The following is an 11,309-nucleotide window of genomic DNA, read 5'->3' as shown; positions in this document are numbered from 1 at the left end:
TTAACTATGATTAACCAAATCAACCCAGTACTTTTTTTGCCACTTCCAACAACTTGGCCGGGTCGAAGGGTTTTACCATCCAGCCTGTTGCACCGGCGGCACGCCCTTGAGCCTTCATACTGTCACTCGCTTCAGTGGTTAAGACAACTATGGGAGTTTTCGCATAATTGCCTAAGCCGCGCAGGGATTTAATTAATGTGAGCCCATCCATGTTTGGCATATTCTGATCTGTTAACACAAAATCGAAGCTTGCTGTTTTGCATAAATTAAATGCTTCAAGTCCATCTTTTGCCGCAGTCACGGTATAACTTGCTGATTTAAGTGTCGCCTCCACCATCTGGCGAACTGAAGTTGAATCATCAACAATTAATATGTGCTTACTCATAAACAATGCCCTGTCGTCGTCCTATGTAACAATTTAAAGATCATTTAATGGTAGCTCGGATTTTATTACCTGGAGCAATAATTTCGACCGACTCAGATAACTTTCGAATTAACTGATTACCTCTGCCCGAACGCTTTGTATTGGTCTCATCTTCGCCTTGTATATTTGAGTAACCCGAACCACTATCTTCCACTTCCAATACAAAACGCCCACCCGTTTTTTCTGGCGCCCAAGTAATAGAAAGTTTTACGAAATCATCATTTGTTAGTGTTTTGAGGCGCTCCTCACGCTTATAAAAATACTGAATAAAGCCATCGGGATTTTCTTTAATTCCTGATGACAAACCTAATACGCCATGATCAATTGCATTACTTACCATCTCTGCTATAACCGCAAATATCTTTTGGCAGACCTGCTGATCTACACCTATCTGTTGTAAAAAATGATTGCACAGCGGTGGCATTTCGCAATTTTCCAATTGGCGCCCCGATAATTTAACGCTCCACTCGAACTTGTCGTCAGTCGCTGACGAGAGTCCCCCGGGCTTTGGCGAAACAATGGAATCGCTTAAATCTTCAAACACCAGCGCAGGTCGAATCATGCAGACAGAAATATCGTCTGAATAATTAGTAGTGTCTGCGTATTGCAGTAAGTTGTTGGATAGGGCCTCTAGCAAATTGTCCGGCTGCGCTTTAATGACTTCAATTACGCGATCAATAGAATATGGTTCTTGCTTTGCGTTTTCTTGCTCGGTGAGGCCATCGCTATACGCAAAAATAAAGCCTTCTTCAGGCAGATCTATAGTGGTGACGCTGGCATCAAATTGGGTTTCATCCAATATTCCCATAGCCATGTGCGCAGAATGAAATTCGTGGAGTATGGCGCCCTTATGTATCCACAACGCAGGTGGCATACCGCCATTCCAAATATTGAATTCGCGACGAAAGGGATTTATTTCAATAAGGATTGCCGCTACAAATCTATCCGCAGGTGTGTCTGTAACTAACTTGCGGTTAATTTCAGTTACGATTTTTTGAACATGAAAACCTTTAGAGACCATGCTATTAAAAATAGTCACCACCGGCATAATGGTGATAGCGGCAGATAAACCATGCCCCGTAGCATCCGCTAAAATAAAATATAAATTTCCGCTGGGGGATTTTTTAACCAACATCATATCGCCACTAAAAGCAGCAAACGATTTTAGCCAAACATCAACGCCCTCATATTCGTAAGAGTTTTGTCGCAATAAATATTCGTAAGTAAACTTGGCTATTTGCTCTTCGCGTTCAGATTCGGCTTTGAATCTCTCCAACTCATCATTTTGGGTTTTAATCAGCCGCTGCATGCCAACCGATTTAATCAAGGCCTCAACCTTTAAAGCCAGCAGGGATAAATTGACCGGTTTGATAATATAGTCGTCGACACCGCCTAAAAAACATTGTTCTAAAAATTGCGGCTCTTCATTGGCGCTGATCATGATGACGGGTGGATTGCTCATATAACCAACCATGGATTCCGGAATCAACAAATCCATCCCAACGCCATCACCCAATTGGTAATCCAGCAGAATTAAATCTATTTCACTTTCTGTTTGCAAAACAACTTTTGCACTACCCAAGCTATGCGCCGTTACTGTCTGCAAACCTTTTGAATTTAAAAAGCTGCAAAACAAATAGTTGAGCATCTCATCGTCGTCAACAACAAGAACGCGAGATGCTTTTTGAACAATCGGTGGCATATGCGGAACTAAATGAACTCAAATATTTTTTGCATGTTGGCCATTTTTAAAATTTCATCAGTAGCGCCTCGTGCACCTTTAATTTTTACCTTGATATTATTTACTGAGGATTTTTTTTGCAGCAATACCATCATACCGAGCGCGGAAGAATCCAAATATTCAACCTGGCTAAAATCCAGGATAATATCGTCACACTCACCGCCTTCGATTAATGGCGTGTACAAGTCACCGAATTGGCGATGAAAGGAATAGTCAAACCTGCTGGGCAAACGAATTATTTCAATACCAGACATACATCCCCCTATTTAATTTCGATTAGTTTTTGTAAGTTAGCCAGCAGCAGTATCTCTTTAGTAGAGGGTTTAACATTAATAACAGCAATGCTGGAGTGACTTGACATGGCTTTTTTATGTGCCATTACCAGAAGACCAATTCCAGCACTATCAATGTAATCCATACTAATGCAATCCAATAATATCTTTGCCCCTTCACCGTGTTTGGCAAGCATGTCCGCTAGTAAATTATTAAATTCAGAACTCGCACTGTAGTCAAATCGCTTTGGCATCTTGATAACATTCGACATAAAATTTTCCTTTGCAACACAATTTAAAATAACTCTACATCACCACTTTGCATGGATGAGGCCGAAACAGGATTATCTTTTTGATCCACGTTGGCATGGCGAAACCTGTCCAGCTCCGCGGTAAGGCTCGCTTCGATGACAGCCAGGTTTTTGGTATCAACACGCAATGTTTGTACAATCGATTCGAGGGACTGCAGGCGAGCGCGCGAGTGGCGAATATTTTGCGAAGTCATATCTTCAAATTGCAAACCTCGCATAGCATCGTGCAATGCACGCGCAAGATCAGTCGAGATTTTATTTAAGCGACTTGCAATAATTTTATCGGCTTTTGATTTTTCCAAAAGTTCGTCAATAGCGGTTTCAACGTCGCGCTTGGCGCCCACCACATAAGACATATCCTGCGATGCAGCAAGGCTAACTTCATTAGTCAGGCTGCTGATTGCATCATTCACGTGGTTTAATTGGGATTGGATATCGTGGCTGAAACCTGCCGAACGATTTGAAAGCGCACGCACTTCATCTGCCACAACTGCGAAACCGCGCCCGCTCTCACCTGCGCGCGCCGCCTCAATTGCCGCATTTAATGCGAGTAAATTTGTTTGCGCAGCAATTTGGTCAATATCTTTTAACGCCTTTAACACCTCAGGCATTTGATTGGCAATGTAGTTCACCTTGGCAACAAGATCATTGGATGCCGAACTCATCTGAACTGTAGTATCGACAAAGCGGCCCATAGTCTTGGAAGTGTTTGCTGCAAACGCATTCATGCGCTCACAGCTTTTTCCGCTATCATCATGCTCGCCGTTAAAATCGAGTAATAGATTATTTATTTCACTTTGCTGTTGTTTTAAAAGCTCGCTCAATCCGCTGAAAGCATTAGACAGGGTATTAATTGCATCTGACTGAATGCCTAACAATAAATCCATGCTGTGGGTGGATTCATGCAATGCATCTTTGATAAGGGTACCGGTTTCTTTTAACGCGGTATTAAAGTTTTGATCAAGCTGATCACGGGAGTTCTTGTTGCGCTGAATAGCTTCAGTCACTTCATTGGTTTTTAGGTGGGTAAAATAAAACATAGTGGCAACGGCAAAGCCAATCCCTAACCAAGCGTAGAGATAAACACTCAAAAGCCAACCGCCTACGAGCGCAACACTGATAAGTAAAATATGTTTAACCTGCATTTCTTGTTCCGGCTAATGCAAAGGAATCGTCATCCGCAGCGAATTTAATAACCGCTTTATTGACGCAACTTCTCATGAATATTTAAAGCCTAGCAGGGAATTGGCAAGATGCTGCAAATGCTCAGCCTTATTGAACTTGGCGCATAAATTTCTTTTTGTTCGGGCGTCGTGAAAATGGCCCATAAAAAAACCGGAGTTTTCAGGCTCCGGTTTTTTTAGCTTTTAGGGCGATTAACTCACCGTCAAGGTTTGCTCTTCAATTTTGGCTTTCCAGATTTTAGGACCGGTGATGTGTACCGACTCACCACGTGAATCTACCGCTACGGTCACCGGCATATCTTTCACGTCGAACTCGTAGATAGCCTCCATTCCTAACTCAGGGAAACCCAACACTTTAGCTGATTTAATCGCTTGGGCTACCAAATAAGCAGCGCCACCCACAGCCATCAAGTACACGGATTTGTTATCGCGAATCGCTTCAATGGCAATTTGACCGCGCTCAGATTTACCAATCATGCCAAGCAAACCAGTTTGTTCGAGCATAGTGCGGGTGAACTTGTCCATGCGCGTTGCGGTGGTGGGGCCGGCGGGGCCAACCACTTCGTCGCGAATTGGATCAACCGGACCAACGTAATAAATGAAGCGGCCTTTCATATCCACCGGTAAAGGCTCGCCTTTTGCCAGAAGGTCGGTCATTTTCTTGTGGGCAGCATCACGGCCGGTAAGCATCTTGCCGCTGAGCAGGATGGTTTCGCCGGTCTTCCAGGTTTGTACTTCTTCCGGAGTCACTGTGTCGAGATTGACGCGGCGGACATCGTCGCCGGTTTCCCAAGTAATTTCTGGCCAATCGTCCAAAGACGGTGGAGTTTGGAAACTTGGGCCGGAACCATCTAACACAAAGTGCGCGTGGCGCGTGGCGGCGCAGTTAGGGATAATGGCGACAGGTTTGTTGGCGGCGTGCGTTGGGTAATCTTTTACTTTTACATCCAACACAGTCGTTAGACCACCAAGACCTTGAGCGCCAATACCCAAGCGGTTTACTTTGTCGTACAACTCAAGGCGTAATTCTTCCGAGCGATTGCTCGCACCACGCGCTTGCAGCTCCTGAATATCTACCGGCTCCAACAACGACTCTTTCGCGAGCTGCATCGCCTTCTCTGCCGTGCCGCCAATGCCGATACCGAGCATACCCGGGGGGCACCAGCCAGCGCCCATTTCTGGAACCACTTTCAACACCCAATCCACCACCGAATCAGATGGATTCAACATCGCAAATTTGGTCTTGGCTTCTGAACCACCGCCTTTAGCCGCTACGTGAACGTCCACGGTATTACCTGGAACTATGTTGTAGTGGATGATCGCAGGCGTGTTGTCGCCCGTGTTTTTGCGCGCACCATCTGGATCGGCAAGGATAGATGCACGTAGTACGTTATCCGGATTTTGGTAAGCGCGACGCACACCTTCGTTGATCATGTCGGTGAGGCTCAACTGAGCATCCCACTGCACATCCATACCCACAGTCGCAAACACGGTAACAATGCCCGTGTCCTGACAAATTGGGCGGTGCCCCATAGCGCACATGCGTGAGTTAATCAGGATTTGCGCCATGGCATCTTTCGCTGCCTTATTTTGCTCGCGCTCGTAGGCTTGGTGCACTGCCTGGATGAAATCTACGGGGTGATAATAGGAGATAAATTGTAGCGCGTCGGCGACGCTATCGATCAGGTCTTGCTGGCGGATAATGGTGGGCATGGGATATCTCTAAAGTCTGTGAGACTGTGTGGCTCATGAGGGAAGTACCGCTCATGGTGAGCCTGTCGAACCATATCTTTCGACAAGCTCAGGATGAGCGGAGTTAGAACTTAATTCTTAATACCAAGCTGTTGCTTAATCTGCAGCAAATCACGGTTGATGGTGCGTCGGTTGTCATCAATCGCATCAATCGCTTCTTCGGTTTTGGTAATGCGTGACGCCAAACCTTCTGCGCTCTTAACTTGATTCAACATGGCGTTTACGCTGGCAGACACATCGGCAATTTTTTTGCTTTGCGCGGCGATATTTTTTTCCACAGCGTCAAAGTGAGGAGCGATTTCATCCAGCGTTGCTTTGTGCGCAAGAGAATCTTGCTTGAGGGAATTTGCATCACCTTTCAAGCTGTTAATTTCAGCCTTTGCACCATCAAGCGATTTGCCCAATGAAGCGAGTTTAGCGTCGTGATCAGCATTTAGTTTGCGCACAACTTCCTGTAGCTTTTTCACATCGCCGTCTACTTTTTGCAAATTAATTTGCAAAGCGCCAACTGATTGCGTCGAATTAGTTGAGGTAACATCCAACTGACTTTCAAGCTGAGCGATACGTGCAGCATCTTTAACCAGCTTGGCCTGGGTTTCAAATAACTGCCAACCGAGAATTGCCGCTGCCGCCAGACCTACCAAGCCTACAGCTAAAGCGATAGCCGGCAGTGAACTGGATGAAGATCCTGACGCGCGGCTCGCACGAGGCTCATCGTAAACAGGACTAGTGCGGCGAATGGGGGCTTCATCGCGATCGCCGCCATTAGAGTTATTGGCGCTACCGGAAAGGGTTGGTTCTCTGCGTTCCATAATGCAATCTACCTAAACAGAATAAATGAAAACTGACGCGCATTTTATAGCAGCAACCACCACAAACATAGGGTGATTATTAGCCGTAAAAGCAAAACGGGCCCGAAGACCCGTTTTTAGCAACCCACTATCGCAAATTACTTAGCGTAGTTGGCGTTCACGAATTCCCAGTTTACCAATGCCCAGAAAGCATTTAAGTAAGTTGGGCGCGCGTTGCGGTAGTCGATGTAGTAAGCGTGTTCCCACAAATCCACAGTCAGGATTGGCGTTACAGAAGCGTCGGTCAACGGAGTACCGGCGTTGCTGGTGTTAACAATCGCAACAGAACCATCAGCTTTTTTCACTAACCAGGTCCATGAAGAACCGAAGTTGTTGATAGAAGAGTTGGTGAAATCTTCTTTGAATTTCTCGAAAGAACCGAATGCTTTGTTGATAGCTTCAGCAACTGCACCAGTTGCAGCGCCGCCGCCATTTGGGCTCAAGCAGTGCCAGTAGAAAGTGTGGTTCCAAATTTGCGCAGCGTTGTTAAATACACCGCCAGAAGAAGTTTTGATAATGTCTTCCAAACTCTTGCCTTCAAACTCGGTACCTGGGATTAAACCGTTCAACTTATCAACATAAGTTTTGTGGTGTTTGCCATGGTGAAAATCGAGAGTTTCTGCAGAAATGTGTGGAGCTAATGCGTCTTTTGCGTATGGTAATGCTGGTAATTCAAAGGCCATGAGGATTCTCCTAATTCACGGTGGGGAAAATTTCTTTCTATGCGGTTGCGGATTGTATGCCAGATTCAGCGAACCGTATAACCAAAATCTTTTATCTACTTAATAGTTTTTTGCTAGATGAAAATGTTTATCGTTTAAAAGAAAAAAGGCGCGATAAACGCGCCTTTTTTGTGCAGACTTAGAAGCCGCCCATGCCACCCATACCGCCCATGCCACCCATATCGTGGCCACCACCGGCAGCTGGTTTATCTTCTGGCAAATCAGCAACCATGGCTTCAGTGGTAATCATCAAACCAGCGATTGAACCCGCAGCCTGCAATGCAGAGCGAGTTACTTTTGCTGGATCGAGAATACCCATTTCAATCATGTCGCCGTATACAGAAGTCGCAGCGTTGTAACCAAAGTTACCTGAACCTTGTTTCACTTTGTCAGCGATAACAGATGGCTCGTCACCCGCGTTTGCAACGATTTGACGCAATGGTGCTTCCATAGCGCGGCGAGCAATTGCGATACCGGCGTTTTGGTCTTCGTTGTCGCCTTTCAAATCAGCGATTGCAGCAACAGCGCGCAACAATGCAGTACCACCGCCAGGAACTACGCCTTCTTCTACCGCAGCACGGGTAGCGTGCAGGGCATCTTCAACTCGTGCTTTCTTCTCTTTCATTTCCATTTCAGTAGCAGCACCAACTTTAATTACCGCTACACCGCCAGCCAATTTCGCTACGCGCTCTTGCAATTTTTCGCGATCGTAATCAGAAGTAGTTTCTTCGATTTGTACGCGAATTTGCGCAACGCGAGTTTGGATCTCGTCAGCTTTACCAGCACCATCAACTATCACGGTGTTTTCTTTGTTTAATGTTACGCGTTTGGCAGTACCCAAATGCTCAACAGTAGCTGATTCCAAATCCAAACCAACTTCTTCAGAAATTACGGTAGCGCCAGTCAATACAGCGATGTCTTGCAACATGGCTTTACGACGATCACCAAAACCTGGAGCCTTACAAGCAGCAACTTTTACGATACCGCGAATGTTGTTCACAACCAAAGTCGCCAAAGCTTCGCCTTCAACATCTTCAGCCACAATGATTAATGGCTTGCCTGATTTAGCAACGCCTTCGAGAACTGGCAACAATTCGCGGATGTTAGAAATTTTCTTATCAACCAACAAAATGAACGGATGATCATGCTCAACGCTCATGCTGTCCTGGTTGTTGATGAAGTAGGGGGACAAGTAACCGCGGTCGAATTGCATACCTTCAACAACATCCAACTCGTTTTCAAGGCTGGTGCCTTCTTCAACGGTAATAACGCCTTCTTTGCCTACTTTGTCCATTGCCTGAGCAATCAAATCACCTACAGAGGTATCGCTGTTGGCAGAAATGCTGCCCACTTGTGCGATTGATTTGCTGTCAGTACATGGTTGAGAAATAGATTTAACGTGCGCAACAGCCGCAGTAATTGCTTTGTCGATACCGCGCTTCAAATCCATTGGATTCATGCCAGCAGCAACTGATTTCAAACCTTCGTTTACGATAGCTTGCGCAAGTACGGTTGCAGTAGTGGTGCCGTCACCAGCATCATCAGAAGCGCGTGAAGCAACTTCTTTCAACATTTGTGCGCCCATGTTTTCAAACTTGTCTTTCAAGCTGATTTCTTTCGCTACAGATACACCGTCTTTGGTTACAGTTGGTGCGCCGAAAGATTTTTCCAACACAACATTACGACCTTTTGGGCCGAGGGTTGCTTTAACAGCATCAGCCAAAATGTTTACACCAACCAGCATACGTTGACGGGCGCTATCGCCAAATTTCACTTCTTTTGCAGACATAATCTTCTACCTTCAATAATTCGTTAACACGAGGAAATCATTAGATTTCGGGATTCTTTATTTGAGTTGAACTGCGATCGAACCGCTTTTGATTTACACCAAAACAGCTTTGATATCGCTTTCGTTCAAAATCACTAATTCTTCGCCATCGATATTAATGGTGTCGCTGCCGGCGTATTTACCGAATACAACAATGTCACCCACTTTCACATCCAACGGACGCAATTCACCGCTAGCCAATACACGGCCATTACCCACGGCAAGAACTTCACCTTGGTTTGGCTTTTCTTTAGCTGCACCTGAAAGGATGATGCCACCAGCAGTTTTGGTTTCTTCTTCTTTGCGGCGAACCACAACACGATCATGTAACGGACGAATTTTCATGGACACAAGTCTCCTAAACTAGCGTTATTAACAAACCCGAGGACAACCTCAGCGATTGGGTAACCTGAGGCTAGCCTCAGCAATGTAAAAAGTGACGATTTTGAGCACTTCAAGACCGCCAGATAAGCGAGTTAGACGACAACTCGCTATGGGGTGAACAGCAGATGGGGCTTGGATTAGGGATTTCAACTGCGAACGCAAAAAAATTCCGCAATTAGGTGGGATCTTTAGGTTTTTTACCGGTTTTCAGCTCTATTACTTCGCCTTCAATGGCATCTTCGCCACTTAGCTTATCTTTCAAGGTGCGGTCGCTGGCTGTATTCACCTTGGCACTACCGTCGTGCTCATAGACGTTTCCGCCTGCAAAATCATCGTTAGCACTCGGCCTTCCAAATCCGCCAAAAGCTCCAAAGCCACCCGACCCAAAACTTCCATTAGCAAAGCCCTGGAATTGGCCCTTCTTGGCCAAATAACGGGCAAAGCCTTTGCGTACAAAAGGCAGCAGAATGAGGATCGCAATAAGATCGCTAAAAAAACCGGGGATGATAAGAAGAACACCAGCAAACGCCTTAACTATACCTTCGGCAATTGGCCCCAAAGGGGATTTGGCAGTTTGCGCGGCTAGATTGGCTTTAATCATGGCGTTGATGCCCTGGGCGCGCATCAGCTGAAGACCAAAAAAGAAACCAGCGATAAGCAATACAAATGTTGCCCAGCCGCCGATATGCTCACTCATTTTGATAATCGACCAGATCTCTGCAAACAGCACTACCAAAAACCACAACAAACCTAAACGCATATCTTTTTCCTCAACAATGAAGCGCCTATTCTATCATTTGTTGCGGGAAGGCTTACCACTTGTAACTGACACCGAGCGAAAGACGAGTGTCCTCTCCTTCACGGCCCGGCTGGGGCTCATTGTCGACTAAATAATCAAACTTAAATTCCGCAAACACTTTGTTGAGAATCATGGAGCTGATCCCCGAGGCGGTTTTCAAGCGCCAGTCAGCAGTATTTTCCAGCGAATGGATCAATTCATTATTGTGAAAAAACGAGACGCCCATGGGAAAGGTATAACGAAAATCCATGCCGAGCCGAATTGCATAAAATTCATCGCCGTGCACGAAATCCTGGGTATTTTTATTAGGCGGGAGATATTTTTCATTGAGATATGCTACGCCAGTTTTTAGCGAGAGCGCGGTCTTTTTATTTTCCCAAAATTGATAACCCGCACCGGAACCCAACAAAACATATTCATCCAAGCCGCGGCGGGGATCTGCACCAATTACCGTATTGTTGTACCAGAACCAGCGCTCTTGAAGAAACCAGTCGAGCGAATAACGTGCATTCCAACGAGTTTGCGGTACCGAATAAAACCAGGATGAGCGCGCATATTCACCACCCAACACATGGCGAAATTCACCAAGCCTTAAATCAGCCTCCGCCTGCAAATTCCACTCATCGCGCACTTCGTTACCACGCGAATAAGCACCCCACAAATTAATTTTACCGTGGTGGATTAACGCATCTTTTTTGTAATCTTCAAACGGCTGTATAACTTTAAGCGTTAAGAACGGTACCCTGATAATCTGAGCATCATCGCCGCAGGTGTAACTGAGATAGTCACTTTCCATTGCGACTAAACGGCAGGCTTGGGTGCTTCCGTTGATCTTTAATTTTTGGTCGGTTGTAATGGATTTGATATTGGTGCGTTTGATGGATTGCTCGCCAAAATTAGCGGTCTTCCATACGAGTTGCTCACCATCCAAGCGTACCAATTGACCGCTGACGCTATCGCCATTGGCGAGAACAATAACCCCAGCTTGCAAATTAACACTGATTATTAAACTCAAAAAAATGAAAAATGGCTTCACTGGAA

12 protein-coding genes are annotated in these 11,309 nt (G+C 45.6%); all 12 read right to left on the bottom strand.

The window, feature by feature from the left end; genetic code table 11:
• Positions 1-19 precede the first annotated feature (19 nt).
• The gene (locus IE104_RS01720) at positions 20-385 is read right to left on the bottom strand and encodes a response regulator (protein ID WP_189415483.1); all 366 of its coding nucleotides are present in this window, start codon (positions 383-385) and stop codon (positions 20-22) included.
• A 40-nt stretch (positions 386-425) separates the two neighbouring features.
• Positions 426-2,126 (bottom strand): SpoIIE family protein phosphatase, encoded by a 1,701-nt coding sequence (locus IE104_RS01715; RefSeq protein WP_189415481.1) that lies wholly within the window; start codon positions 2,124-2,126, stop codon positions 426-428.
• 8 nt (positions 2,127-2,134) lie between these two features.
• Positions 2,135-2,419, bottom strand: coding sequence for an STAS domain-containing protein (locus tag IE104_RS01710; RefSeq protein WP_189415479.1), 285 nt, complete (start codon positions 2,417-2,419; stop codon positions 2,135-2,137).
• An 8-nt stretch (positions 2,420-2,427) separates the two neighbouring features.
• The gene (locus IE104_RS01705; RefSeq protein ID WP_189415478.1) at positions 2,428-2,709 is read right to left on the bottom strand and encodes an STAS domain-containing protein; all 282 of its coding nucleotides are present in this window, start codon (positions 2,707-2,709) and stop codon (positions 2,428-2,430) included.
• 23 nt (positions 2,710-2,732) lie between these two features.
• On the bottom strand, positions 2,733-3,893 hold the full coding sequence (locus IE104_RS01700; protein ID WP_189415476.1) for a methyl-accepting chemotaxis protein: 1,161 nt from the start codon (positions 3,891-3,893) through the stop codon (positions 2,733-2,735).
• 231 nt (positions 3,894-4,124) lie between these two features.
• Positions 4,125-5,645 carry a fumarate hydratase gene (locus IE104_RS01695; RefSeq protein WP_189415474.1) on the bottom strand — a complete coding sequence of 507 codons (1,521 nt, stop codon included), beginning with the start codon at positions 5,643-5,645 and terminating at the stop codon, positions 4,125-4,127.
• Between the two features lie 110 nt (positions 5,646-5,755).
• Positions 5,756-6,496, bottom strand: a complete 741-nt coding sequence (locus tag IE104_RS01690; protein WP_189415472.1) for a hypothetical protein — start codon at positions 6,494-6,496, stop codon at positions 5,756-5,758.
• A gap of 137 nt (positions 6,497-6,633) precedes the next feature.
• Positions 6,634-7,218, bottom strand: coding sequence for a superoxide dismutase [Fe] (gene sodB / locus IE104_RS01685; protein ID WP_189415471.1), 585 nt, complete (start codon positions 7,216-7,218; stop codon positions 6,634-6,636).
• Between the two features lie 178 nt (positions 7,219-7,396).
• A complete protein-coding gene (gene groL, locus IE104_RS01680; RefSeq protein WP_189415469.1) occupies positions 7,397-9,046 on the bottom strand; it encodes a chaperonin GroEL in 1,650 nt (549 codons plus the stop codon).
• Positions 9,047-9,139: 93 nt separating this feature from the next.
• A complete protein-coding gene (locus tag IE104_RS01675) occupies positions 9,140-9,430 on the bottom strand; it encodes a co-chaperone GroES (protein ID WP_189415467.1) in 291 nt (96 codons plus the stop codon).
• Positions 9,431-9,644: 214 nt separating this feature from the next.
• Positions 9,645-10,229, bottom strand: a complete 585-nt coding sequence (locus IE104_RS01670) for an FxsA family protein (RefSeq protein WP_189415465.1) — start codon at positions 10,227-10,229, stop codon at positions 9,645-9,647.
• Between the two features lie 52 nt (positions 10,230-10,281).
• Entirely contained in the window at positions 10,282-11,283 is a 1,002-nt protein-coding gene (locus tag IE104_RS01665; RefSeq protein ID WP_229837567.1) for a DUF481 domain-containing protein, read from the bottom strand.
• Positions 11,284-11,309 lie beyond the last annotated feature (26 nt).

The sequence above is a fragment of the Cellvibrio zantedeschiae genome, assembly GCF_014652535.1.
Classification (GTDB): domain Bacteria; phylum Pseudomonadota; class Gammaproteobacteria; order Pseudomonadales; family Cellvibrionaceae; genus Cellvibrio; species Cellvibrio zantedeschiae.
The sequence above is the reverse complement of the archived record's forward strand: the minus strand, read 5'-3'. Positions and strand labels throughout refer to the sequence as shown.

Bases quoted from the DNA above. Each gene is read 5' to 3' on its own strand.
- IE104_RS01700 (WP_189415476.1), bottom strand. From the start codon at position 3,893: ATGCAGGTTAAACATATTTTACTTATCAGTGTTGCGCTCGTAGGCGGT.
- IE104_RS01695 (WP_189415474.1), bottom strand. From the start codon at position 5,645: ATGCCCACCATTATCCGCCAGCAAGACCTGATCGATAGCGTCGCCGAC.
- IE104_RS01715 (WP_189415481.1), bottom strand. From the start codon at position 2,126: ATGCCACCGATTGTTCAAAAAGCATCTCGCGTTCTTGTTGTTGACGAC.
- IE104_RS01720 (WP_189415483.1), bottom strand. From the start codon at position 385: ATGAGTAAGCACATATTAATTGTTGATGATTCAACTTCAGTTCGCCAG.
- IE104_RS01670 (WP_189415465.1), bottom strand. From the start codon at position 10,229: ATGCGTTTAGGTTTGTTGTGGTTTTTGGTAGTGCTGTTTGCAGAGATC.
- sodB (WP_189415471.1), bottom strand. From the start codon at position 7,218: ATGGCCTTTGAATTACCAGCATTACCATACGCAAAAGACGCATTAGCT.
- IE104_RS01675 (WP_189415467.1), bottom strand. From the start codon at position 9,430: ATGAAAATTCGTCCGTTACATGATCGTGTTGTGGTTCGCCGCAAAGAA.
- IE104_RS01705 (WP_189415478.1), bottom strand. From the start codon at position 2,709: ATGTCGAATGTTATCAAGATGCCAAAGCGATTTGACTACAGTGCGAGT.
- IE104_RS01690 (WP_189415472.1), bottom strand. From the start codon at position 6,496: ATGGAACGCAGAGAACCAACCCTTTCCGGTAGCGCCAATAACTCTAAT.
- groL (WP_189415469.1), bottom strand. From the start codon at position 9,046: ATGTCTGCAAAAGAAGTGAAATTTGGCGATAGCGCCCGTCAACGTATG.
- IE104_RS01710 (WP_189415479.1), bottom strand. From the start codon at position 2,419: ATGTCTGGTATTGAAATAATTCGTTTGCCCAGCAGGTTTGACTATTCC.